We start from the raw sequence: 23,371 nt of genomic DNA, 5'->3' as shown, positions 1-23,371 counted from the left end.
CGGTCGGGCCCACGAGTCGGGGACGTGGGCGGCCATGGACGCACCGGGGTCGGGACGCTTCGCGCCTCAGGCATTCCCCATCCCGCTAGCGAGCAGTGGTCTGGCTGCCAACGGATGTCTGGCTGCGGATCGCGATGAAGGGAAGCTGGCCGAGTCTGATTGTTCCGAGCACCAGCAAGAAACTCGCGGCCGCCGCGGCGGTCCAGTGCGCGCCGAGCCCGGCCAGGACGTAGGAGACCAACACGCGTACCGCGATGAAGCCGATCCACAGGGCGAGGCCGATGACAGGTAGGCGATACCGAAGCCCGGTCGCCGTACGGGAGAACTGTGTCAAGGAACCCAGGACGCACCCGACGACGACACCCGCGAGCAGTTCGGCGACGAGGACGCCGACATCGAGCGGCCTGATCGTGGGCAGCGTCGGTCCCTGTAGGTGAAGGAGATACACCGCCGCCGAGCATCACCAACGGCATGGTGTAGACGGTCCTGGATCTGAAACGCTGCCAGGTCACCTGGCGGGCGAAGTAGTAGATCACGTACGCCACGACGGCGGCGATGACGAATCCGGAATACGGTTGAGTCATGAGCTGGCCTGCGTCCCGTCTGCTCAAGCGGTTGTCGATGCGTGGTCGTCATCGACGTTAGGAACGGGCGCGGCCGGCAGGAACCGACATAGCCCCACGGTCGGGGTGGGGTGGGGGACACCACGGGGTGGGGCCGGCCCCACCCTCCTGCGGCCCGACGCGGCCTCTGCCTTTGGAACACTGGCCGTATGGACCCTGCCCGCCGGGTGGCCGCGTGGATGGCCGGCGTCGTCGTGGGCGCCTACCGCTCGCTGGTGCTGACGGTGCTGTTCTTCGCGCTGCCCGCGGTGGTGGCCGTGCTCGGTGTGTGGAGCTTCCGGATCGCGCAGAATCCCGTCCTGGCGGCGTGGTGGACAGTTGTCGGGGCGTTCGTTCTCTTCGTCGTGGGTGGACGCCCGCTCTGCTGGACCTTCCGGGTGCTGGTCCGCCGGTGGTGTGGCGTCGAGATCGCCACCCTGTATCGGCCGATGCTGTCGCCGCGGAGGATGTCGACCGGGTACTGGTGGAACGGCTACGGTTACAACCGGTGGAGGCGGTCCAGCGTCGTCCAACGCTGGCTGCGTTCGCGTACCCGGGACCCGGCCTCGTGGCGGGACATGGTGTGGCTGGTGGTGGCACCGTTCACGGTGGGAGTCGTGGTCGTGCTGCCGTTGGCGAGCATCGGCGTCGTGGCGAGCGTCTGGGAGTCCGGCGGGCAGCGGTGGTGGGCGCTGCTGCCCCTGTTCGTCGGAGTCGTGAGCGCGCCGTACGGGTGGCGTGCGGTGGGGCCGGTGGCGGTGGCCGTCCTGGGCTCGCCCAGGTCGGCTCGCCTCGCCGAGCGGGTTCAGGACCTCGTCGCCACCCAGGCGGACATGACCGCGACCCAGGCAGCCGAGATCCGCCGGATCGAACGTGACCTCCACGACGGCGCCCAGGCCCGGCTCGTCGCGCTCGGCATGACGCTGAGCGCCGCCGAACGCGCCCTGCGGTCCGACCCGGGCCGCGCCCAGCAACTCCTCGCCGAAGCGCGGACGTCGACGACCGCCGCGGTGGCGGAACTGCGCGAACTGGTCCGCGGCATCACCGCGCCCATCCTCATCGAACGTGGCCTGGTCGACGCGATCCGGGCGATGGCCATGGACATCCCGCTGCCGATCCAGGTGCGCTCCACGATCAAGGACCGGTTGGAGCTCCCGGCGGAGTCCGCGCTGTACTTCGGTGTCGCCGAACTGCTCGCCAACATCGTGAAGCACGCGCAGGCCTGCTCGGTCACGATCACCGCCGACTACGCGGCGGGCGCGGCCCGGATCGCGGTCAGCGACGACGGCGTCGGCGGTGCGGCCGTCCTCGAGCGCGGCGGCCTACGGGGGTTGGAGCACCGACTCGCGCCGTTCGGTGGGACGCTGAGGATCTCCAGCCCGGCAGGCGGTCCGACGACAGCGACGATGGTGGTGCCGTGCGCGTACTCATAGCCGAGGACCTCTACCTCCTGCGGGACGGTCTGGCTCGGCTCGTCGAGGACTACGGCCACACTGTCGTCGCCACGACCGAGGACGGACCCTCGACCCAGCTGGCGCTCCTGGAACACCAGCCCGACGTGTCGATCATCGACGTGCGGATGCCGCCGACCAACACCGACGAGGGCCTGCAGGCGGCGCTGGCGGCGCGGCGCGAGCGGCCGGGCCTTCCGATCCTGATCCTGTCCCAGCACGTCGAACAGCTCTACGCCCGCGAACTCCTCGCCGACAGGGCCGGCGGCACCGGGTACCTGTTGAAGGAACGCGTCGTCGACGCCGATGAGTTCATCGACGCCCTGGAACGGGTCGGCGCCGGCGGGACCGCCCTGGACCCGGCCGTCGTGTCCGCGTTGATCGGCGGCCAACCGAGGACGAGCCCGCTCGCCACGCTCACCGAACGGGAACGCTCCGTGCTCGCGCTCATGGCGCAGGGGCTGTCCAACACCGCGATCGGGCGTCAGCTCCACCTCAGCGAGGGCGGTATCAGCAAGCACACGACGTCCATCTTCACCAAGCTCGCGGTCGTGGAGGACGAGGACATCAACCGGCGCGTCCTGGCCGTCCTCACCTATCTCAGCCAAGCCGACTAGGACTGGTTGGGCCTGTGGCGGGCCGGACGCCGAACGCGCCGGAGGGCGCCGACGTGGGCCGCACGCACTGCTAACGGAAGGGACCTCTCACCCGTGTCTGACAGCGACCGTTCGCCGCTGGCGCAGCCCCACTGGGGTGTCACGCTCCCACTCCCCGGTATCAGCATCGGCCACCACCGGCACATCGTCGAGGCGCTCCCGGACCTCGGCTACTCAGACGTGTGGACGGCGGAGGGAAGCGGCACCGACGTCTTCACACCGCTCGCGGCCACCGCGGCGTGGTCGCCGACCCTGCGCCTGGGCACCGGTATCGTCCCCGTCTTCACCCGTGGCCCGGCCGTGATCGCGCAGACCGCGGCGACGCTGGCGCAGCTCGCCCCCGGGCGGCTGTTGTTGGGGTTGGGCTCATCGGTGCCCGCGCACGTGAGCGACATCAACGGCATCCCGTTCGAGGAACCCTTCACACGCACGCGGGACGTGCTGCGGTTCGTCACCCGCGCCCTACGTGGGGAGTACGTCGCTGATGATTTCGACACCTTCTCCATCGCCGGCTACCGCCTGCCGGACCCGCCCACCGAGCCGGTCAAGGTCATCCTGGGGGCGCTGCGCCCCCGCATGCTGCGGCTCGCTTTCAGCGAGGGAGACGGGGCGATCACCAACCTGTTGTTCCCCGAGGACGTACCCAAGATCCTGGACGTCGTGGGGCCGCAGCCAGTGGGCAAGGAACTCGTGGTCAAGGTCTTCGTCTGTCCCACGGCGGACAAGGACCACGCGCGCGGCAACGCGCGTCCCTTCCTCGCCTGGATCCTCAATCGGGAGCCCTACCGCAGGTTCCACGAGTGGCTGGGCAACGACGGGTTGCTGCGCGAGGTCCATGCGGCATGGGACGCGGCGGACCCTGAGAGTGCCCAGAAGGCGGTCCCCGACGAGGTGGTCGACGGACTGTTCGTCAGCGGCTCTCCCGAGCAGTGTCGGGAGCAGATCCTTCGCTACCACCAGCCCGGTGTGACCACGATTCAGCTGTACGTCAGCCTGCCTCCGCAGGCTCTCTCCAGCCAGGAGACCGTGCTCGACGTCCTCAGGAAGTTGGGCCCCGCCGCGGGCTGACGCCTCAGGTGGATCTGTCGCTGTTCTCGCCTCGGAGGTGGGCCAGGACGGCCAGGACGCGCCGGTTGGTGTCATCGGTCTGGGGGAGGTGGAGCTTGGCGAGGATGTTGCCGACGTGCTTACCGACGGCCGGCTCGGAGATGACGAGGTGCCGGGCGATCGCCGAGTTGGACTGGCCCTGGGCGATGAGGGCGAGTACCTCGCGTTCGCGCGGGGACAGGGAGGACAGCGGGTCGCCGCGGCGGCGCAGCAGTTGGCTGACGACCTGGGGGTCGATGACCGTTCCGCCGGCGGCCACGCGGCGCAGCGCGGCGATGAAGTCCTCGACGTCGACGATCCGGTCCTTGAGCAGGTAGCCGATGCCGCGACCGTCGCCGGAGTCGAGCAGATCGGCTGCGTAGCGGTGTTGGACGTACTGGCTGAGCGCGACGATCGCGAGGTCGGGGTGCGCGCGGCGCAGTTCGACGGCGACGCGCAGCCCTTCGTCGGTGAAGCTGGGGGGCATCCGGATGTCGGTGATCACCAGGTCCGGGCCGTGCTCGGCCACGGCGGCCTTGAGCGCGTCGCCGTCACCGACGACCGCCACGGTGTGCAGGCCGAAGCGTTCGAGCAGGCCGGCGAGTCCCTCCCGCAGCAGGACTCCGTCCTCGGCGATGACTACCCGGATGGCTGGGTGTGGGTACACGGGAGCTCCACGCGTAGCAGTGTCGGGCCGCCGACCGGGCTGGACAGCAGCATTCTGCCGCCGGTGACCGCCACCCGGTCGGCCAGCCCGGTCAGGCCGCTGCCGCGTTCGGGGTCGGCGCCGCCGTGACCGTTGTCGCTGATCTCGACCGTGAGCAGGTCACTGTGCTGGCGTAGGGACAGCGCCGCGCTGGTGGCGTCGCTGTGTTTGGCAATGTTCGTCAGCGCCTCGGCGGCCACGAAGTACGCCGTGTTCTCGGTCTGGTGGGGTGGCCTGCCGGGCAGGTCCGCGTTGACGGTCACCGGGACGGGGGACTGGTCGGCCAGTTCGTCCAGGGCGGCGGCCAGGCCGAGGTCGGTGAGGATCTGCGGCTGGATGCCGTGGATGAGCTGGCGTAGCTCGGCCATCAGCTGCTTGGCCTGCTTGTGTGCGAGGGCGATGCTGTCGGCGGCGGGGGAGTCGGGTGGCAGGTCGAGTCGGGCCAGCCCGAGTCGCAGGGTGAGGCTGACCAGCTTCTGCTGGGCGCCGTCGTGCAGGTCCCGTTCGATGCGTCTGCGTTCGGCCTCGAAGGCGTCCGCGAGCCGCGCCCGGGAGCGGGACACCTCGACCAGTTCCGCCCGCAACTGCTGCGTGGTTTCGCCCAGCAGCAGGGCACGCGCCAGCCCGGCGTGTCCGCCGGCCAGCAGGGTCCACAGGTAGGGAACCAGGGGGAGCAGGAGGGCGCCGACGATCACGTAGGGCAGGGTCTGCCCGACGGTTGCCGCCGTGTCGAAGCCCAGCGCCACCGGCTTCCCTCCCGGCGCCTGTGCCAGCACCAACAGGGGGCTCGTGAGGAACGTGCCGACCAGGGGGACCGCGAGCAGTGCGGCGACGGACAGGACGGGTGCCAGGGTGGCCAGCAGGCAGGCGTAGCCGACCTCGCGCCAGGTGGCCGGGTCGGTGTAGCGGTGCCGCAGCCATGACGTCAGCCCGGCGGGAGCCGGCCTGTGGTGGCTGGTCCCGGCCGGGCGGTTGTCCACCATGCGCAGGCGTCTGCGCTCCAGCCGGGCCAGGGGCGGCGCGACCAGCGGACCGAGCACGCCGGTCAGTGCCGCCGCGAGCAGGATCTGCGACACGATCGTGGCGACCGGATGGCCGCCTTCCGCCAACCGTGCCACGAGCACCAGCCAGGGAATCGCCAGCACCACGAACGCCGGAACCGCCACGGGCAACGTCGTGAGGAGGTAGCCCGCGGACCGCCACGGCCAGCTGCTGGCCAGGAGCCGACGGCTGGCGAGGGCCTCCAGCGCCGTCTGCGGGACACCTGTGCGCACGCCCCTCACGGTAACCGGCGCGGCGGGGTGCGTCCTGGTAGCCAGCCATACGGACCAGGTATGCCTGGCCCTACCCCCGTTTCGGTGCGTGGACGTAGTGATGTTCGCCCGGCTGGATGGTCGGCTGGGCTCGCTGTCGCAACCCCCGCAACCGAACCGGAAGGAACCGGCCCGATGTCGAGAACCACGGGGCTCGTCACGTATCTGCTGATCAGTTTCGGCGTGACCTGGACCGTCGAGATCACCCTGCGCCTGTTGGGTTTCTCGCTGGCGAACCCACTCGTCCAGCTCCTGTCCCTGGGCTGGATCGCGCCCGCCGCCGCGGCCTTCATCGTCCGCCGTTGGGTGACGCGCGAGGGCTTCGCCGATGCCGGCTTGGCGCTACGGATGCGCGCCTCCTGGCAGCACTACCTCGCGGCCTGGCTCGGACCGCTGGCGTTCACCGCGGCCGCCCTTGGGCTGGCCGCCGTACTGGGGATGTGGCAGCCGACCCTGACGCCGCTGGAGGAGCTGGTGCCGGGGCTGCCCTGGTGGGCGTTCCTGGGCGTGCTGATGCTCGTCGTGCCGCTGCTCGCCCCGCTCTACTGGGGTGAGGAGTTCGGCTGGACCAGCTATCTGCGGCTACGGATCTTCCCCGGACGTCCACTGGCCGCGACCCTGGCCACCGGGTTGATCTGGGCGATCTGGCACTACCCGCTGGCGTTCCTGGGGTACATCGAATTCGGAAACGTGGCACTGGGCCTGTTGGTCTGGACGGTGTCGTTCCTGTGCCAGGAGGTCATTCTGACCTGGCTACGGCTGCGCAGTGGCAGCATCTGGACCACCAGCGTCGCCCACGCCGGGAACAACATGACCCTCTCGCTGCTGACCGGGATGATGCTGGGCGCGAACATCGGCGCCACGGCCGGCATCGCCCTCATGACCGCGCCGATGGTGGTGGTCGCCTGCTGGATTCTGCTCAGCGGCAGGTACCAGGCGCGACCGTTGGCGGTAGCGTGCCAGGAACCACTCGACGGGGCCATGCGCACGGACCGAGACGAACGGAGACCGCGGTATGGATGCGAAGCCGGTGTTGGGCCAGATCAACCTGGTCGTCCGTGACCTGCAAGCGAGCCTGAGGTTCTACCGTCTACTCGGCCTTGACATCGGGGAACCGACCGGCCCGCACGCCGGGATGACGTTCCCCAACGGCGTTGCCTTCGACCTGGACCAACATGAGTTCGCCCGGCAGTGGAGCAGCGGCACTCCCGATGTCGCCGGAGGGAGCGTCGTGCTCAGCCTTTCGGTGTCCGAGCGCGACCACGTGGACGAGGTGTGGCAGCGGATGGTCGATGCGGGATACAAGTCCCGGCAGAAGCCTTACGGGACCTTCTGGGGTTCCCGTTTCGCCATCGTCGACGACCCGGACGGCTACCAGATTGGGCTCATGAGCCCGAGTGAGGAGCAGCGGCGGTACTGGCCGCCTGTCGACGCGCCCGCCGCCGACTGAGCGGTCGCACGGCTGGACGGTCGCGCGGCTGCACGGTGACCGGCCGGGACGCAGTCCATCGCTGGTCCCGGCCCGCTCCTGCCTGTCATCCGAACTGGCCGGGCTGGTAGTTGCCGGCGGGCTGGCGGGTGATGATGTTGACGCGGTTGTAGGCGTTGATGAGCGCGATGAGGGAGACCAGCGCGGCGAGCTGGTCCTCGTCGAAGTGCTTGGCGGCGTTGGTCCACACCTCGTCGGAGACTCCACCCGCGGCGTCGGCGACGCGGGTGCCCTCCTCCGTCAGTTCCAGGGCGGCGCGTTCGGCTTCGGTGAAGACCGTGGCCTCACGCCAGGCCGCGACCAGGTTGAGGCGCACCGAGGTCTCCCCGGCGTGGGTGGCGTCCTTGGTGTGCATGTCGGTGCAGAACCCGCAGCCGTTGATCTGGCTGGCGCGGAGTTCGACCAGGTGCTGGATCGTGGTGGGCAGGGTCGAGTCCGAGACGACCTTGCTCGCGGAGGTGATGTAGCGCAGGGCCTTGGCCGAGACCTGGTTGCCGAAGAGGTTCAGGCGAGCATCCATGATGGGCTCCTTGCTGTCGTCGGTGGGTACACCTCTTTGACAGATCTGCTCGGCGATCTGTGACAGGAACGGATGTGACGTACGTCGCCTTTACCGCTGCCGCCGGTGTTCATCGCAGGGTGAGCGGGGTCTCGGACTCGACCCGGGACAGTTTCTCCGGATTGCGGACGTAGTAGAGGCCGATGATCCGGCCGCCCTCGACCCTGACCGCCATCACCCCGTCGACCTGGCCGTCCAGGCGTAGGACGAGCGCCGGGTTGGCGTTGACCACGGTGGGGGAGGTGGCGAGCGTCGCCTCGGTCCGGCCGGTGCCACCGACGATGAAGCGGACCACCTTCTCGGCGCCGATGACCGGTCGCCGCGCGGCCTGCTTGATGCCGCCGCCGTCACTGAGCAGGACGACATCCGGGGCGAGCACGTCGAGCAGGCCCTGCATGTCCCCGTTCTCCAGCGCGCGCTGGAAGGACTCCAGCGCCGCCCGGGTCTGGCTGGCGGAGACGACCTCGCGGGGGCGGCGGGCCTCGACGTGCGCCCGGGCGCGGTGGGCGATCTGGCGGACCGCCGCGGGGCTCTTGTCGACGGCTGCCGCGATCTCGTCGTAGCTGACGTCGAAGACCTCGCGCAGCACGAACACGGCGCGCTCGGTCGGCGAGAGTGTCTCCAGGACGAGCATGAGCGCGATCGACAGGCTCTCGGCGAGTTCGACGTTCTCGGCCACGTCCGGTGTGGTGAGGATAGGTTCGGGCAGCCAGGGGCCGACGTAGGCCTCCCTGCGGCGCCTCATCGTGCGGAGCCGGTTGAGCGCCTGCCGGGTCGTGATCCGAACCAGGTAGGCGCGCTGGTCGCGTACCTGCTCCAGGTCGACCTCGACCCATCGCAGCCAGGTCTCCTGGAGGACGTCCTCGGCATCGGCGGCCGACCCGAGCATCTCGTAGGCGACGGTGAAGAGCAGGTTGCGGTGGGCGAGGAAGGCTTCGGTCGCCGGGTTGGTGGCGTCGCTCATGCCTTCGTCCCTCTCCTTCATGGCGGCCGGCTCTGGTCGCTGACAGTCTTGCCTGGCTAGGCCGCCGGTTCCGCGGTGGCCGGCGCCTCGCCGCGCCTGGCCCGCAGCACCTGCTGACGCTTGTTGTCCCTGGCCCAGGCCCAGCGCAGCGATCCGGTTTGCGTGCCTCGGCAGCGAGCTGCTGCACGGTGCCCCAGCACACCAGCTCCTTGAGCTTGCCACCCGGACGGCCGCCGAGGTAGAGCCGCGTCGCGGTGTCATTGCGATGGGCGAACTGGAAGATGCCGGCCCGGCGACCCAGGCTGATGCACTGGCCGAGGAACCCCAGCGCGATGGGTGCGGGTTGTTCACCCGCGATCCGGTGCAGCACCGTGTCGGCGGCGTGCGCACCCAGCGGGCCCGCGGCCTGGCAGCTCATCCGAAACGGCAGGTCGGATGGCGCCGCGGAGTCCCCGGCGGCGACGACGCGTACGTCGTCCACGCTCGTCAACGTCTCGTCGGTGCGCAGGCGGCCCAGGGCGTCGGTGCTCAGCCCGCTGCGGTCGGCCAGGTCCGGCACGCCGAACCCGGCGGTCCAGATGGTCACCGTGCTCGGGAGTTCGCGGCCGTCGCGCAGTCGCACGGCGTCGGCTGTCACAGCGGTCACCGTCGAACCGGGGCCCTCGACCACGGTCACCCCGAGCGTGGCCAGCCGCTGGGCCACGAAGCGTCGAGGACGAGGGTGCAGGTACGGGCCGAGCACCCCACCGCAGACGAGGGTCACGGCGCGGCCCAGCTCCGCCAGTTCGGCGGCGGTCTCGATACCGGTCGGACCCGCTCCGACCACTGTCACCACGGCCGTGGCGGGAGCGGCGTCGAGGACGGGCCGCAACCGCTGCGCCTCCTCCAGGCTGGCGATCGGGTAGGCGAACTCGGCCGCTCCGGGCACGCGGGGGTCGGCGCTGCCACTGCCGACCGCGTAGATCAGGTAGTCGTAGCCGAGCGTGCTGCCGCTCGCCAGGGTCACGCCGCGCTCGGCCGGGTCGATTCGGGTCACGGTGTCGACCACCAGCGCGACGTCCTCGGCCAGGACCGTCCGGTAGTCGACGACCGCGTCGTGGGACCCGCCCACCAGTTGGTGCAGGCGGATCCGCTCGACGAAGGTCGGCCGCGGGTTGATCAGGGTCACGTTCACGTCGTCGCGCTGGGTCAGTCGATTGGCCGCCATGACACCGGCGTATCCGCCGCCGATCACGACCACCTCGGTGCTCCCGGTCATGGTGTCTCCTTCGTCCCGTCGTCTTCGTTTCTGTCGTCGGTCAGCTCTGTCGTTGGTCGGTTGTGTCGTCGGTCAGGAGGTGAAGGACTGGGGGCCGAAGCGGCCCCACGCGAGGAACGCCGCGAGGGCGAGGTACGTCAGGTTCAGCGCCACGAACTTGTTGAGACCGCCGTGGCGGACGTGGGTGAGCATCGCGCCGACCATCAGTACGACCCAGCAGGCGGCGGTCACCGGCACCAGGACCGGTGCGATGTCGACCACGGCGGGCAGGATCAGGCCGGCCGCGGCGAGGAGTTCGAGGACCCCGAGGGTCCTGACGAAGCCGACGCTGGCGTGTTCGGTCCACTCCCCGCCGGGGGTCCCGGCCAGTTTCTCCTTGCGCACGAACGCCTTGCTGATGCCGCCGACCAGGGCGACGGCGGCGAGCAGTCCGGCGACGATCCACAGTGCGAGGTTCATGAGGTGCTCCTTGGTTTCCAGGCGGTCGGCCTCAAGACACCGGGTGGTCGAGCGCTGTGACAGCGCGTGAGGCAGATCACTCCACCGGCGTGGGCCGGGCCCGCGGAGTGCTCACGGTCGAAGCCGCCGCGTCGGGGAGTAGGTGGCCTGAGTGGGCCGTCCTGACCCGGACGATCGCCTCCTGGTCCAGGCTTCGTGCTGCCTACGATCCGGAGACGACTGCCAGGCGACACACCCGGTCGCACCCACTGATGCCCCGAGCTGCTCAGCCTCCGTGTCGCGGCGGCTCGCCGACCCCACCAGGAGCAGTTCGCCGTATGCCTGACCAGACCCACGGCGCGACCGGCACCCCAACCGAGGCCGGACAGCGCCAGACCGTCCTCATCACCGGCGGCGCCGGGCGGATCGGCGGCTATCTGCGGGATCGGCTGCGGCGCCCCGGGCGTACCCTCCGGCTGCTCGACGTCACCCCACCGGAGCGGCAGACAGACGACGCCGACGGCGTCGAACACGTCCTCGCGTCGGTGACGGACTACCCCGCCGTCCACGCGGCGATGGAGGGCGTCGACGCGGTGGTGCACCTGGCCGGGATCGCGTCGACGAGGGCACCGGCGAGCGACCTCACCCACGTCAACATCACCGGCACCACCAACGTCTTCGAGGCCGCCCGGCTGCGCGGGGTCCGCCGGATGGTGTTCGCCAGCAGCAACCACGCCGCCGGCTTCGGTGAACGCGTCATCACCGGGCAGGCCGGGCTGCCCCGCCCGGACTCCTTCTACGGCGTGACCAAGGTGTTCGGTGAGGCGTTGGGCAGCCTCTACCACGACCGGGACGGCATGGACGTGGTGTGCCTGCGGATCGGTACCTGCAAGGACCACCCCACCGACGTTCGCTCCCTGGGCACCTGGCTCTCACCCGATGACGCCGGCCGGCTGGTCGAGGCGTCGCTGTGCCACCCGGGCCCCGGCTTCGTCGTGGTCTGGGGTGTCTCGAACAACCGGCGGCGTCCCCCGGCCTGGCCCCTCGACGCCGCCAGGGCCCTTGGCTTCCATCCCGAAGACGACGGCGAGGCGTTCGCCGACCAGATCGAGGAGAAGTGATGTCCATGACCGCGGTGATCGAGAGTGTGACCGTCAGCGTGTTCCGTACGGTGTCGAAGACGTCGAGGGACAGCGACGGTCACACCCACCCGGGCGAGGCGCACGAGGTACGGCAGGCGCTGCTGCGAATCACCGACAGCGACGGCGCGACCGGCTACAGCCTGACCTCGGCCGACCAGCTGCGGGAGCCGATCCTCGCCGGCCACGTTCGCAACCACCTCCTCGGGCAGGACGCCAGCCGCCGGGAACGGCTGTGGCAGACGATGGCGCAGACCCAGCGCGGGTCCGGCGGCGGGTTCACCGACCGGGCGCTCGGCACCGTCGATATGGCGCTGTGGGACCTGGAGGGACGCCGGCTCGGCATGCCGGTGTGGAAGCTGCTCGGCGGTGGGCGGACGAAGGTTCCGGCCTACGCCAGCACCATGTGCGGCGACGAGATCCCCGGCGGGCTCGCCACACCGGAGGACTACGGCGCGTTCGCCGCCCAGCTCGTCGAACGCGGCTACAGCGCGATCAAGCTGCACACCTGGATGCCGCCGGTGTCCTTCGCACCCGATACCGGCATGGACGCCAAGGCCTGCGCCGCTGTGCGAGAGGCCGTCGGGCCGGACGTCCCGCTGATGCTGGACGCCAACCACTGGTACACCCGCCTGGAGGCGCTGGCGCTGGGGCGGTCGCTGGAGAAGCTCGGCTACTACTGGTACGAGGAGCCGATGGAGGAGGCCTCCGTCCAGTCCTACAAGTGGCTCGCCGACCAGCTCGACATCCCGGTGATCGGCCCGGAGACCGCATGGGGCAAGGGGTACGCCCGCGCGGAGTGGATCGTCGCCGGGGCCTGCGACATCGTCCGGGCCGGGGTCGGCGACCTCGGTGGGATCACGCCCACCATGAAGGTGGTCCACCTGGCCGAGGCGTTCAACATGGAGTGTGAGATCCACGGCGGTGGCGCCGGGAACCTCGCGGTGCTCGGCGGGACCATCTTCGGCCGCTGGTACGAGCGTGGCCTGCTGCACCCCCACTACGACTACGACGAGGTTCCGCCGCACCTCAACTCCCGCATCGACGACCTGGACGCCGAGGGTTTCGTCCACATGCCGACGCTGCCGGGACTGGGCGAGGACCTCAACCTCGACTACATAGAGGAGAACACCATCGCCAGTTGGTGATTCCTCGTGTGCTCCGTCGGCTGATGTGCGACACGCGTCCGTCAGTTGACGCGCGACACGGCGTGGTGTTCGTCGTGTGGTGGTCCCACGACGCGCCAACGGGAACTGGGCCTTCCGGGGATGGTGGCGGTAAATCGGTTGGTGGTGCCGGCGTACTGATCAGCGTGCACAGCTGCGTACGGATGAACGTGCACAGGCGCCCAACTTGTCCGTGCAAGCCGGTCCCGCTGCGTCCGTGATCGACCACGCGAAAGCGTCTTCGATCCCGTTGATAGCCTCGTACGGTGAGCGAGCAGCTGCCCGGCGGCATCCAACTCTCACCCGCCGAGATCGAAGCCCTCGGCGCCAGGTGGTCATCCTGTTGGACCCCGAGCGACGTCGCACATCACCTGACCGGTATCGCCACGCCCTGGTTCGTGGCCGCGGGATGGGCGCTGGATCTGTTCCGCGGCAGGCAGACACGCGAGCACGGCGACATCGAGATTGCAATCCCCGCCGCACGCTTCCCTGAGGTCCGCGACCGCTTCCTCGGCTATGTCTTCGATGCGGTCAGCAGCGGCCGAATCTGGGAGAACGCCACGCTGGACGTGTTGGCGGCCACACACCAGACCTGGCTACGCGACCCGGCAACCGACAACTACCTGCTCGACGTGTTCCGCGAACCACACGACGGCGACACCTGGATCTGCCGACGCGATGAGACAATCCGGCTTCCCTACAGCGACATCATCCACCAAACCCAGGACGGCATCCCGTACCTCGCGCCCGAACTGGTCCTGCTGTTCAAGGCCAAACACGTCCGCCCAAAGGACCAGGCAGACTTCGACGAAACCGTCCCACACATGACCCCAGCTCAACGCGAGACCCTGGCCGAGCTACTCGACCGTGCTCACCCGGAACATCACTGGCTCGCGGACTTGTAACCCACGGCTCCAGCCCAGCCCAAGACCAGCCGCCACCTCGACCCCACAGAGCCCTCGGAGATCTAGGCCAAGGCGTCACATCAGGTGTCGGACATGTGTCGCACCTCAGCTGTCGGATCACAGGTGCGGATCCCTCGGTCCTGTGCCGGCTGATGCAGACAGTCGTGTGCCACCACATGCTTGCCGCCGGGCGCGTCGGCCCATCCTGATCGGCGGCGTCCTGCGGCTAAGCTCGCCTGGCTCACCTGGAACGGACGCGCGCTGCGAGCGGAGAAGACGGATGCTGGACGATCTGGTCGCCAACGTGCAGACACGGCGGCCCACCATGTACGTCATGGTGGGGCTGCCCGGCGCGGGCAAGACCGTGCTGGCCCGCGAACTCGAGGTAGAGCGGCAGACGTTGCGCCTGACCCCCGACGAGTGGATGATCCCGATCTTCGGAGAGCCTGAGGCCGGTGGCAAGCGAGACGTACTCGAGGGCCGGTTCGTGTGGCTGGCGATCCGAGCCCTGCACCTGGGGATGAACGTGATCTTGGACTTCGGAGTATGGGGCAAGGACGAACGCTCGGCCCTCCGTGCTCTCGCCGCGGATGCGGGTGCCAACTGTGAGTTGGTATACCTGGCGGTTGACGAGGCCGAGCAGCGTCGCCGCATTCGCGTCCGGTTCGCCGACGCCCCGGGATCGACCTTCGAGATGAGCGACGACGACCTCGACACGTTCAGAAGACAGTTCCAGGTTCCCAACCGCGACGAACTCACGTCCTCGCAGATCGACCAACCGCCGGCGGGATACTCAACCTGGAAGGCATGGGCGTCAGAGCGCTGGCCCTCCTCGACCTCGTGAACACCGGCGCGGTCCGACCCTTCGCCGCCCACCATCCTGCCGGTCCGCACCACCAAGTCCGGTCGGCCAGCGGGTTCAGGCCTGCCAACCGAACGTGCGTACCCAGTCGTGGGGGGAGGTGGCGAGCAGCTGGTCTGCCATGTCCCGCGCCGCGTCGTCGGGGTCGTCGTGTGCGCTGGTGAGTCGAAGCATCTGTTGGCGAACGTCTAGTCTGGGCGCGGGGCTCACGTGCTGGAACATGAGTGTGATGCCCTCCTCGCTCCACGCGGTTGAGGCCCAGGCCAGCCTGAGGTCGGGCGGCAGGACGAGCCGCTTGGGATCCAGTCGTGCGTACAGCAGCCGTGCCGTCCTGCGCCGCGGTGTCTCCCAGGAGTCGTCGGCGCAGGCGCGCCGCACCTCCGCGATGTACTGCTCCCGGTCGAAGTGCGGGTCGGGCAGGTCCCAGGGCTTGCCCTCGTACTCGTGGACCGACTCCTCGACCGGGCCGTCGAAGATGCCCACGTAGTCCCGGAAGTCGACCCATGACACGCGACGGCGATCCGGTGCCGGGACGATGACCGGGGCGATGACCCCGCACCCGGCCTCCCCGCACGAGCACCGGTACACCGCCACACGCCTTCCCGGGTCAACCGGCAGCAACGGTGAGTGGGTTCCGAGGATCTTCTCCGGGTCGAAGCCGCGCCAACCGGGTGCGGCTTCGGCGAACGGGTCCTCGCCGTCGACCAGCACCTGGACCACCGGCCAGTCCGGTCGATCGTCGAACACCTGGAACTTCAGGGACAGGATGGAGAGACCGCTTCTCGCGGTCCGCCGCGCATCGCTCATGTCGACGACGTTCATCGGTACGCCGGAACCATCTGTGAGGTCGGCCACCAGGCCCACCGGGAACCCGCAGTATAGATCGCCGCGCTCGTAGCCAGAATCGGCCGCGTGCGGGGCCCTTCATTCTTCTAGATTGTGAGTCAGGCATCAGGTGGCACAGATCTGGCACGCATCTGGCACGCATCAACCGAGTCACGGCAGTTGGTGATTCCTCGATCCGGCCGCCATCTTCGCGGTGGCGCGCGTACTGGAAGGGACACGCCATGGGTCACCGCGACCACGCGACACCGCACGACACGAGCCGCTCGACCCGCGCGTTCCCGCTCACGCGCAGGCGTTTCCTGACCGCCGGGGTGACCGGCGCGGCCCTGGCGACCAGCGGGTGCAGCTTCTTCGCCACCGACCCGGACAAGGAGGGGGACGCCGGGCCGACGTCGGCGCCGCGTACGAAGGAGGCTCCCGCCCTCGCAGCGCAGGTGAAGGCCGGTGACCTGCCGGCGCTCGCCGACCGGCTGCCCGCGAAGCCGGTGGTGGTGAAGCCGGTCGAACGCGTCGGCCGTTACGGGGGGACCTGGCGTACGGCGTTGGTGGGCAGCGCGGACGAGCCGTGGATGCAGCGCACCATCGACTGGGAGGGGCTGCTGCGGCACAACCCGACCTTCGACGCGATCGTGCCCAACGTCGCGGAGGCCTACGAGGTCAACGACGACGCGACCGAGTACGTCTTCACCCTGCGCGAGGGGATGAAGTGGTCCGACGGTGAGCCGTTCGGCGTCAACGACGTGATGTTCTGGTACTCCGACTACTTCACCAACGCCGACCTGACCCCGGTGCAGGACGCCAACTTCCTGACCCGGGGCAGGCCGGTGGTGGTGGCCAAACTCGACGAGCGGCGGGTCGCGTTCAGGTTCGAGCACCCGCACGGGCTGTTCGCCGAACTCATGGCGGCCGGGCGGGGCGACGAGCCGGTGTCCAAGCCCCTGCACTATCTGCGGAAGTTCCACCCGAAGTACAACGCCGACGGTCTCGACGCGTTGGTGGAGGCGGAGGGAGTCGAGGACTGGGTGCAGCTGTTCCTCAACAAGGCCGACTATGCGACCAACCCCGACCTTCCGACGCTGCACTCCTGGGAGGTGAAGTCCGGGGCGGAGGGGTCGGCCAGCCGGATCGTCTGCGAGCGGAACCCGTACTACTGGAAGGTCGACACCGAGGGCAACCAGCTCCCCTACATCGACCAGGTGGTGTTCAACCGGGTCAACAACAACGAGGCGTTGCTGTTGAACGCGGTCAACGGTGACCTCGACATCCACGGTCGCCACATCAACACCCTGCAGAACAAGCCGGTGCTGAGCCGCGGCCGCCAGGACGGCGACTACGACTTCTACGACCTGATCCCGGACACGATGAACGTCGCGATGTTCGCGCTCAACCTCACCCACACCGACCCGGTCAAGCGGGAGGTCTTCCAGAACAAGGAGTTCCGGATCGGCCTGTCCCACGCGATCAACCGGGCGGAGATCATCAACGTCGTCTACCGGCGTCAGGGTGAACCCTGGCAGGGCGCGCCGGGCAAGGACTCGGAGTTCTACGACGAGCAGCTGGCCAAGCAGTACACGCAGTACGACGTCGACCTGGCCAACCAGCACCTGGACCGGTCCGGCTACACCGCCCGCGACGGGAGCGGGTTGCGGCTCGGTCCGGACGGGAAGCGGATCGACATCCGTATCGACGTGACGGTCGAGGAGGGTCCGGAGTGGATCGACGTGTCGGAGCTGATCGTGCGGTACTGGCGGGCGGTGGGTGTGTCGGCCAGTTCCAACACGATCAGCCGGTCCCTGGCCGAGGAACGCAAGGACTCCAGCGTCCACGACTGCGGAATCCAGCCCGGGTTCGGTGGGCACAGCGCGATGACCGACCCGCGCTGGTACTTCCCGTTCTCCGGCAACGAACACGCGGTTCGCTGGGTGCAGTGGTACACCTCGGGCGGTTCGGGCGGGGAGGAGCCACCGGAGATCGCCCAGCGCCAGATGGAGCTCTACAACACGTTGAAGGAGACGCCGGAGAGGGGACGCCGGGTCGAGTTGATGAAGGAGATCCTCTCGCTGGCGGTCGACGCGTTCTGGGCGATCGGGATCGCCTACCCCGCCAAGGGTTACGGCATCGTCAAGAACAACGTGCACAACGTGCCCAAGGAGATGTTCTCCAGCACGGGTGCGACGTTCCCCGAACCCGCGCCGACCAATCCCTGCCAGTACTTCATCGAACAAGGCTGAGTGTTCGGGCGAAGCGTGGTTGTGCGCCTACCATCACTGCAGAAGTCCTCGCAGCGGGACCGCGCGGCGCGAGCGGCGCGGGGTGCGTCGGCGAAGCAACATCCTGGAGTGAGACGACGGAGAGGACAGAGATCATGAGGTCAGCACTGTGAGGGTCTGCGCCCACTGTGGCGCTGAGCTGGAGTATGTGCGCGGGATCGGATGGGTCGACTCGCTCAGCGGTGCCAAGGGCGGGACGTACGCCACCTGCAAGAGCAACCCGAAGGGTCATCGCCCCGTCGAAACGACGTAGCTGACCGCGACCGAGACGACGCTGATCATGAGTTTCGTCGACACCGGCAACCAGGCAGTCGGGTTGGGGATGTACCAGATTCGCGGTTAGCGCCGATTCTCGTGTCTAGCGGTGGCGCGTCGGTGGCTCCAGGATGTTGGGCGGCTCCGGGCTGCTTTCGCCTATGGGCATGTGATTGTGATGGTCGTTGCGCCCGAAGCGGGTGATCGGTCAGGGTCGATCTGACTGCCTGTTGTGGCGGATTTCGGATTGTCGTCCGACCCGGATGTGATGAGCGAGCACGATCTCACTTGGAGTACGACGGCGGGAGAGACGCAGCGATGGCTGCCGTTGCGCTCTGTCGCCGCCAGTGATCGGCGTGTCACGTTGACCGCGATCGTGTCGCTTGCTGTAGTTGAATCGTGGAACAAGCAGCGATATCCACCCCAGAAGCGGCCCGTCGGGGCAGTGAGTACTTCGCCGCCCCAGCAGCGGCGAACCAGCGTCGTTACGAGGCACTGCGCGCGTACCTGTTCGAGGGAGTCTCAGCGGCGGAGGCGGCGACCCGCTTCGGCTACACCCTGACGACGCTGCAGTCGCTGGTGCGGGACTTCCGGGCCGGACGCTGCGAGTTCTTCCAGAGCTCGCGTCCGGGCCCGAAGACGGCCCCGGCCAAGGAAGCGGCCCGCACCAGGATCATCGAGCTGCGCCGGTTGGGCCACTCGGCCCAGGAGATCGCTGCCGCGCTCGCCGAGGAGGACACTCCGCTCAACCGCACCGGGGTCGCCGAAGTCCTGGCCGAGGAAGGGTTCCCACGCTTGTGGCCCCGTCCGCACGCCGAGCGCGGCCTACCCCGACGCGAATCCCAGCCCCGCACCAAGGTGATCGACTTCGCCGTCCTGCCCGCCCACGCCGACACCCGGATGGCCGGGCTACTGCTGACCATCCCCGATCTGGTGGCACTGGACCTGCCCGGCCTGGTGCGGGCCGCGGGCTATCCCGGCACGTCTGTGATCCCGGCGATCAGCTCGATCCTGTCGCTGCTGGCGATCAAACTCACCACCACCCGCCGCGTCTCCCACATCGACGACATCGCCACCGACCCCGGTGCGGCGTTGTTCGCCGGGCTGACCAGCCTGCCCAAGGCCACCGCGCTGACCACCTACTCCTACCGGCTCGACCACACCCGGCAACAACGATTCCTTGCCGCACTGGACAAAGCCAGCCTCGCCGCAGGGCTCGCGCACGGCGAGGCGATCAACCTCGACTTCCACGCCGTCATGCACTGGGGCGCCGACCCCGCGTTGGAAAAACACTACGTGCCCAGACGTTCGCAACGCACCCGCTCAGTGTTGACCTTCTTCGCCGAAGACGCGGCCACCCACACCCTGCTCTACGCCAACGCCGACCTCGCCAAAGCCAACCAGAACAACGAAATCCTCGCCTTCGCCGACCACTGGCGCACAACCTCCGGAGCGGACCCGAAACTGTTGATCTTCGATTCCAAGGTCACCACCCAGGCCCAGCTCGCCGACCTCGACGCCCGCGGCATCGCCTTCATCACCCTGCGCGCCCGCACCCCGAAACTCACCGAACACCTACATGCCTTGCCCGCCAAGGACTGGACACCACTCACCATCGCCCGAGCGGGCGGGAAAACCCGCCGTGTCCGCGTGATCGAAGACCCCGCCGCCACACTCTCGGCCTACCCCAGCACGCTACGCCAACTCGCCATCACCGGACTCGGGCACGACGAACCCACCATCCTGATCACCAACAATCGCACCACCCCGACCAAACACGTGATCGAGGCCTACGCCAGGCGGATGAACATCGAACAACGCCTCGCCGAAGCCATCCGCTCCTTCGGCCTGGACGCCCTCGCCGGCGCGGTCCCCCTCAACATCGACCTCGACGTCGTGCTCTCCGTACTCGCCCACACCATCTGCGCCGCGCTCCGCCGACGCCTCCCCGGCTACGCCACCGCCACACCCGACACCCTGCAACGCCGATTCCTCTCCACCGGCGGCACAATCGAAAACCGCGATAACGAAACCATCGTCCGCCTCGACCGACGCGCCTACTCACCCGTCCTCCGCCACGCCGACCTCCCCACCACCGAAGTCCCCTGGTGGGGCGGACGACACCTCCGCTACGAATACGAGTGATCAAGCTGGGGTTGAATCCGCTGCGCGAGAATCAGCGTTAGGTGCACAGGTAGGTGGCCATGTGCGCGCCGTGGTTCGCACGGAGCGGGCGGGTCAGGTGGCTCGGCGTTCCAGCTCGCTGGAGGCCGGCCCGAGCACCGTCCAGCTGCGGTCGTCGCCCCAGATGGAGGACGCGTCGACGTAGGGGCGCAGCAGGTCGGCCAGCTCCGGGTCGCTTCGGTGGTTGAGCTCGTCGGAGGCGATGCGCCTGGCGACGCCGGCGAGGAAGTCCGCGACCTGGACCCGCGGGTCGGACTGGGAGTCGACCAATCGTACGCCGGTGAGCCGGCCGGTGGAGCGGCGGCGAGGCGTGTGTGGTTGGGGTCGGGCCAGGACGGCGCGGATCTGCTCGATGCGGGTGCGGGTCAGGGCGCTCTGCTCGTCGTGGACGATCGACACGTCGTAGCCGCCCTCGCCCCAGTGCACGACGGCCTGGACGATTGCCGGGAGCAGTGGGTCCAGCGGCGCGGTCGTCGTGGAGTTTTCCAGGAGGTTCTGCTGGAAGACCTCCGCGCGGGCGCGGGTGTGCCACAACAGGTCCATGATCTCGCCGACCCGGTGTCGCCCGCCGGCGACGCGGAGGAGATCGACCATGTGGAAGAACGGGTCGACCGGTGCCGCGACGCGCCATGGTTTGCGGGTCCGCATGAGGCCGTTGGAGTATTCCAGGAACGCCTGCCACCGGTCGGCGCCGAAGACGCGTTCGCCGTCGCGGTAGAGGGCGTCGGTGATGGCTCCGTTGCGCGGGTCCTGGTACAGGCCGCTGCTCGCCTGGTAGGCGGCCTCGCCCAGCAGCAGGTCGACCACCCGGGCGACCACGAAGTAGCTCTTCTCGGTGAGATGCACCCGGGCGTTCCCCAGCATCGGACCCGACGGCCCGAGCAGCCACACCAGGACGGCCCGGTGTTTGGCCCGCAGCAGGTGGTTGGCCTTGTACTCCGTGGCGGGGGAGCGGATCCGGTCGCGGATCTCCTGGATGCAGGCGGTCGCGGCCTGGGTGTCCAGTCCGACACTGGCGTGGGCGAACACGTCGGTCACGGCGCGGGCGAGGTTCTCGCCTTCGTGACCGGACTCGTCGCAGGCGATCTCGAGGGGCTGGTCCGCGTCGGTGTCGCGGGGAGCGGCTTGGCTGGGTTGGGCGTCAGGGCACACGGTGGTGGGTGTTTGGTGCAGGCGTACTGTTCCGCCCGTCGCAGACACCACCGGCACCACCTCCGCACGGCGGTATCGACTGCGCCAAAGTTTCGGTGACGGCTGCCTGGTCGTTCCTTGCTGCCGCCGCGCGTCGCTGCCGCGTTGCGGCGGAGCCTAGTCGCTGCGCCTGGACGACGCGATCGATTTGTCGTTGGCCCTTCGCTGCTGTCCGTGTGGGGCGACTCCCATGTCAGGCGTGCGTCGAGGCGCCTGTGAGGCGCATCTGAGGCGTCGGTCGTGGCCCTGTGAAGGCGGTCACAGCGGTATCGGGCAAAGGGAAGGCAAACATCCGCAGGACGCGCGGCGGGACGCCTGGCCAGGAACGCAACCTGGGTTCGGAGCGTTGAACAGGCGGCGTGGGACGACGGTGACAACACCGAAGGACGCCGAGCGGCAACGACGTCGACGACCGTCGGCGAGTGTCGAGGGGCACGCGGACGTGGGCCAGCAAGGACCGACGACCCGCGAGATCCAGGCATTCCAGGTTGGCCACGGCCCCAAGGGGCCAGACATACGCTGGGAGCCATTCCCGTCCGCCGGAGCAGGGAGTTACGTGCCATGTCGCACCACTTGGCCAGACCTCAGGTCATCACCCTGCCGGCGCGGCTGCGACTCGCCCTGGACGCCACCGTCAACCTGATGGAGACGGTCGTCGCCCCGCTTGTCGTCTTCTACGTCGTGCTCATGTTCGCCGGTCTGCACTATGCCCTGATCGGTTCGCTGACGTGGGCCTACGCGGCGATCCTGGTGCGGGTGATCACCCGGAAGGGGCCCTCCGCCCTACTCGTGGCGACTGCCGGTCTTACGACGATCCAGGTGGCCATGTCGGCCCTGACCAGTTCGGCCGAGGTCTACTTCCTGCAGCCGACCATCACCACGTATCTGTTCGCGGTCGCCTTCCTGGTGACGATCCCGTTCAACCGGCCGCTCATCCAGCGGCTCGCGGAGGACTTCTGTCCGCTGCCGGCGGAGCTGGTGAAGTCGGCGCCCATCCGGAACTTCTTCCAACGCATATCCCTTTTGTGGGCAGGGGTGTTGCTTGTCAACGCAAGCCTGACATTGGGGATGTTGCTGACGGCGGGTGCGTGGTCGGTCCCGGTCGCGGGTACGGCGTCCATCCCGTTCTTCCTCGCCGGGCTCGCCGCGTCCTACATCTGGTTCCGGCGGTCGCTGCGCACCGGGGGTTACGCCCTGGCGTGGGCACCGTCGGCGCGCAAGGCGCGGTCCGTACCTCCTCCTCCTTTGGTGTAGGCGCGTTCGGCGCCTGCCTTCCCTGAACCAGCTCCGACGCGGATGTCAGCTGCGCCTGCCGTAGTTTCCGAGCCCGCTGGCGAGCTGGTCGTAGGCCCGGTCGGCGGCGTCGCGGAGCCGGACGACGAGCTGGTCACGGTCCTCTTCGGCGAGCAGGCCGTGCAGCGCGTGCAGGAAGATCGACCGGTGCGTCCACCACAGCGTGCGGGCGACGATTCCGGGCACGAGGTCGTCCTCGGCCGCGCCTGTCGTCTGGGCGATCGCGGCGGTGACGGCCGCGGCACCTGACTCCCACCCCACGGTCAGGCGCTCCTGCAGGGTGCGGCTGTTCCTGATGATCTTGGCCACCGCGAGGAGGTCCTCGTTCCCGGGAATGACGAAGTTGTCGATCACCGAGGTGGTCAGCGCGCGGAAGACGTCGAGGACGGAGGCGCCGGCTGGGCGCTGGGTGATGTCGGCGACGAGCTGCTCGAGGCCGTTCTCGCGCCCGGCGAAGGCGAGGTCCTCCTTCGTCGGGAAGTGGTTGAAGACCGTCTTCTCCGAGACGTCGGCGGCGGCCGCGACCTCGGCGACGGTGACGGTGTCGAAGCCGCGTTCGGCGAACAGCCGCCGGGCGGTGGCGGCGATGGCCTCTCGGGCGGCGCGTTTCTTGCGTGCGCGGAGTCCTTCGGTCTGGGCGCTTGACATCGTCCTGTCCTTTAGCGACGGTATATATTCAGTGACTGTAACGACAGGCTGGGGCTTGTCGCAAACGCCCGGGTTGTGCGGCACGGGCCA

The 23,371-nt window shown here is 68.9% G+C and carries 21 protein-coding genes and 1 pseudogene; 12 read left to right on the top strand and 10 right to left on the bottom strand.

The features are described from left to right. Positions 1-85: 85 nt before the first annotated feature. Positions 86-448, bottom strand: a complete 363-nt coding sequence (locus HEB94_RS06240; protein WP_192749021.1) for a hypothetical protein — start codon at positions 446-448, stop codon at positions 86-88. Positions 449-772: 324 nt separating this feature from the next. On the opposite strand from HEB94_RS06240, the gene HEB94_RS50295 reads away from it, so the two are divergent. From HEB94_RS50295 to HEB94_RS06225, 3 genes are all read left to right on the top strand, one after another. Continuing rightward, positions 773-2,035: a sensor histidine kinase gene (locus HEB94_RS50295; RefSeq protein ID WP_192749020.1), complete on the top strand. Its 1,263-nt coding sequence runs from the start codon at positions 773-775 to the stop codon at positions 2,033-2,035. Then, positions 2,020-2,670 (top strand): response regulator, encoded by a 651-nt coding sequence (locus tag HEB94_RS06230; protein ID WP_192749019.1) that lies wholly within the window; start codon positions 2,020-2,022, stop codon positions 2,668-2,670. The genes HEB94_RS50295 and HEB94_RS06230 overlap by 16 nt, the downstream gene beginning before the upstream one ends. Before the next feature lie 93 nt (positions 2,671-2,763). After that, the gene (locus HEB94_RS06225) at positions 2,764-3,777 is read left to right on the top strand and encodes an LLM class F420-dependent oxidoreductase (RefSeq protein ID WP_202896171.1); all 1,014 of its coding nucleotides are present in this window, start codon (positions 2,764-2,766) and stop codon (positions 3,775-3,777) included. A 4-nt stretch (positions 3,778-3,781) separates the two neighbouring features. Here the strand turns inward: HEB94_RS06225 and HEB94_RS06220 are convergent, their stop codons facing one another. Both HEB94_RS06220 and HEB94_RS06215 read right to left on the bottom strand, forming a co-directional pair. Beyond that, the gene (locus HEB94_RS06220; RefSeq protein WP_425550407.1) at positions 3,782-4,462 is read right to left on the bottom strand and encodes a response regulator; all 681 of its coding nucleotides are present in this window, start codon (positions 4,460-4,462) and stop codon (positions 3,782-3,784) included. Then, positions 4,435-5,775 (bottom strand): sensor domain-containing protein, encoded by a 1,341-nt coding sequence (locus HEB94_RS06215; protein WP_192749018.1) that lies wholly within the window; start codon positions 5,773-5,775, stop codon positions 4,435-4,437. Before HEB94_RS06215 ends, HEB94_RS06220 begins: the two co-directional genes overlap by 28 nt. 174 nt (positions 5,776-5,949) lie before the next feature. Here HEB94_RS06215 and HEB94_RS06210 point away from each other — a divergent pair, with 174 nt between their 5' ends. After that, complete coding sequence (locus HEB94_RS06210; RefSeq protein ID WP_192749017.1) at positions 5,950-6,876, top strand: CPBP family intramembrane glutamic endopeptidase; 927 nt, start codon at positions 5,950-5,952, stop codon at positions 6,874-6,876. Continuing rightward, complete coding sequence (locus HEB94_RS06205; RefSeq protein WP_192749016.1) at positions 6,830-7,264, top strand: VOC family protein; 435 nt, start codon at positions 6,830-6,832, stop codon at positions 7,262-7,264. Before HEB94_RS06210 ends, HEB94_RS06205 begins: the two co-directional genes overlap by 47 nt. Positions 7,265-7,349: 85 nt before the next feature. On the opposite strand, the gene HEB94_RS06200 is transcribed toward HEB94_RS06205, so the two are convergent. From HEB94_RS06200 to HEB94_RS06185, 4 genes and pseudogenes are all read right to left on the bottom strand, one after another. Beyond that, positions 7,350-7,823: a carboxymuconolactone decarboxylase family protein gene (locus tag HEB94_RS06200; protein WP_192749015.1), complete on the bottom strand. Its 474-nt coding sequence runs from the start codon at positions 7,821-7,823 to the stop codon at positions 7,350-7,352. A gap of 109 nt (positions 7,824-7,932) precedes the next feature. Next, complete coding sequence (locus HEB94_RS06195) at positions 7,933-8,826, bottom strand: RNA polymerase sigma-70 factor (protein ID WP_192749014.1); 894 nt, start codon at positions 8,824-8,826, stop codon at positions 7,933-7,935. 502 nt (positions 8,827-9,328) lie between these two features. After that, a pseudogene (locus HEB94_RS50290) lies at positions 9,329-10,033 on the bottom strand (NAD(P)/FAD-dependent oxidoreductase); the annotation flags it as partial. Between the two features lie 123 nt (positions 10,034-10,156). Continuing rightward, positions 10,157-10,543, bottom strand: coding sequence for a DoxX family protein (locus HEB94_RS06185; RefSeq protein ID WP_192749013.1), 387 nt, complete (start codon positions 10,541-10,543; stop codon positions 10,157-10,159). Between the two features lie 317 nt (positions 10,544-10,860). On the opposite strand from HEB94_RS06185, the gene HEB94_RS06180 reads away from it, so the two are divergent. The 4 genes from HEB94_RS06180 to HEB94_RS06165 all read left to right on the top strand — a co-directional run bounded on the left by HEB94_RS06180 (position 10,861) and on the right by HEB94_RS06165 (position 14,576). Further along, positions 10,861-11,643, top strand: a complete 783-nt coding sequence (locus HEB94_RS06180) for an NAD-dependent epimerase/dehydratase family protein (protein WP_192749012.1) — start codon at positions 10,861-10,863, stop codon at positions 11,641-11,643. Next, complete coding sequence (locus HEB94_RS06175) at positions 11,643-12,809, top strand: enolase C-terminal domain-like protein (protein WP_202896170.1); 1,167 nt, start codon at positions 11,643-11,645, stop codon at positions 12,807-12,809. The genes HEB94_RS06180 and HEB94_RS06175 overlap by 1 nt, the downstream gene beginning before the upstream one ends. Positions 12,810-13,093: 284 nt before the next feature. Continuing rightward, positions 13,094-13,732 carry a nucleotidyltransferase domain-containing protein gene (locus HEB94_RS06170; RefSeq protein ID WP_192749011.1) on the top strand — a complete coding sequence of 213 codons (639 nt, stop codon included), beginning with the start codon at positions 13,094-13,096 and terminating at the stop codon, positions 13,730-13,732. A 280-nt stretch (positions 13,733-14,012) separates the two neighbouring features. Then, positions 14,013-14,576 (top strand): P-loop nucleotide/nucleoside kinase family protein, encoded by a 564-nt coding sequence (locus tag HEB94_RS06165; RefSeq protein ID WP_192749010.1) that lies wholly within the window; start codon positions 14,013-14,015, stop codon positions 14,574-14,576. A gap of 75 nt (positions 14,577-14,651) precedes the next feature. Here HEB94_RS06165 and HEB94_RS06160 read toward each other — a convergent pair whose 3' ends face one another. Then, positions 14,652-15,449 (bottom strand): hypothetical protein, encoded by a 798-nt coding sequence (locus tag HEB94_RS06160; protein WP_192749009.1) that lies wholly within the window; start codon positions 15,447-15,449, stop codon positions 14,652-14,654. Positions 15,450-15,661: 212 nt separating this feature from the next. Between HEB94_RS06160 and HEB94_RS06155 the strand changes: the two genes are divergently transcribed. After that, positions 15,662-17,671 carry an ABC transporter substrate-binding protein gene (locus HEB94_RS06155; RefSeq protein ID WP_192749008.1) on the top strand — a complete coding sequence of 670 codons (2,010 nt, stop codon included), beginning with the start codon at positions 15,662-15,664 and terminating at the stop codon, positions 17,669-17,671. Positions 17,672-18,364: 693 nt separating this feature from the next. After that, positions 18,365-20,110: a helix-turn-helix domain-containing protein gene (locus tag HEB94_RS06150; protein ID WP_192748393.1), complete on the top strand. Its 1,746-nt coding sequence runs from the start codon at positions 18,365-18,367 to the stop codon at positions 20,108-20,110. 93 nt (positions 20,111-20,203) lie between these two features. On the opposite strand, the gene HEB94_RS06145 is transcribed toward HEB94_RS06150, so the two are convergent. Further along, complete coding sequence (locus HEB94_RS06145) at positions 20,204-21,352, bottom strand: DUF3800 domain-containing protein (RefSeq protein ID WP_202896169.1); 1,149 nt, start codon at positions 21,350-21,352, stop codon at positions 20,204-20,206. A gap of 549 nt (positions 21,353-21,901) precedes the next feature. Between HEB94_RS06145 and HEB94_RS06140 the strand changes: the two genes are divergently transcribed. Then, the gene (locus tag HEB94_RS06140; RefSeq protein WP_192749007.1) at positions 21,902-22,594 is read left to right on the top strand and encodes a VC0807 family protein; all 693 of its coding nucleotides are present in this window, start codon (positions 21,902-21,904) and stop codon (positions 22,592-22,594) included. Between the two features lie 45 nt (positions 22,595-22,639). Here HEB94_RS06140 and HEB94_RS06135 read toward each other — a convergent pair whose 3' ends face one another. Further along, positions 22,640-23,281 (bottom strand): TetR/AcrR family transcriptional regulator, encoded by a 642-nt coding sequence (locus HEB94_RS06135; protein WP_192749006.1) that lies wholly within the window; start codon positions 23,279-23,281, stop codon positions 22,640-22,642. Positions 23,282-23,371: the final 90 nt, after the last annotated feature.

The sequence above is a fragment of the Actinopolymorpha pittospori genome (assembly GCF_014873875.1).
GTDB lineage: Bacteria > Actinomycetota > Actinomycetes > Propionibacteriales > Actinopolymorphaceae > Actinopolymorpha > Actinopolymorpha pittospori.
This window is presented reverse-complemented; position numbering and strand designations above follow the sequence as displayed.

Excerpts from the sequence above, each read along its gene's own strand:
- HEB94_RS06200 (WP_192749015.1), bottom strand. The coding sequence starts at position 7,823 with ATGGATGCTCGCCTGAACCTCTTCGGCAACCAGGTCTCGGCCAAGGCC.
- HEB94_RS50295 (WP_192749020.1), top strand. The coding sequence starts at position 773 with ATGGACCCTGCCCGCCGGGTGGCCGCGTGGATGGCCGGCGTCGTCGTG.
- HEB94_RS06165 (WP_192749010.1), top strand. The coding sequence starts at position 14,013 with ATGCTGGACGATCTGGTCGCCAACGTGCAGACACGGCGGCCCACCATG.
- HEB94_RS06185 (WP_192749013.1), bottom strand. The coding sequence starts at position 10,543 with ATGAACCTCGCACTGTGGATCGTCGCCGGACTGCTCGCCGCCGTCGCC.
- HEB94_RS06205 (WP_192749016.1), top strand. The coding sequence starts at position 6,830 with ATGGATGCGAAGCCGGTGTTGGGCCAGATCAACCTGGTCGTCCGTGAC.
- HEB94_RS06175 (WP_202896170.1), top strand. The coding sequence starts at position 11,643 with ATGTCCATGACCGCGGTGATCGAGAGTGTGACCGTCAGCGTGTTCCGT.
- HEB94_RS06195 (WP_192749014.1), bottom strand. The coding sequence starts at position 8,826 with ATGAGCGACGCCACCAACCCGGCGACCGAAGCCTTCCTCGCCCACCGC.
- HEB94_RS06135 (WP_192749006.1), bottom strand. The coding sequence starts at position 23,281 with ATGTCAAGCGCCCAGACCGAAGGACTCCGCGCACGCAAGAAACGCGCC.
- HEB94_RS06180 (WP_192749012.1), top strand. The coding sequence starts at position 10,861 with ATGCCTGACCAGACCCACGGCGCGACCGGCACCCCAACCGAGGCCGGA.
- HEB94_RS06210 (WP_192749017.1), top strand. The coding sequence starts at position 5,950 with ATGTCGAGAACCACGGGGCTCGTCACGTATCTGCTGATCAGTTTCGGC.
- HEB94_RS06155 (WP_192749008.1), top strand. The coding sequence starts at position 15,662 with ATGGGTCACCGCGACCACGCGACACCGCACGACACGAGCCGCTCGACC.
- HEB94_RS06140 (WP_192749007.1), top strand. The coding sequence starts at position 21,902 with ATGTCGCACCACTTGGCCAGACCTCAGGTCATCACCCTGCCGGCGCGG.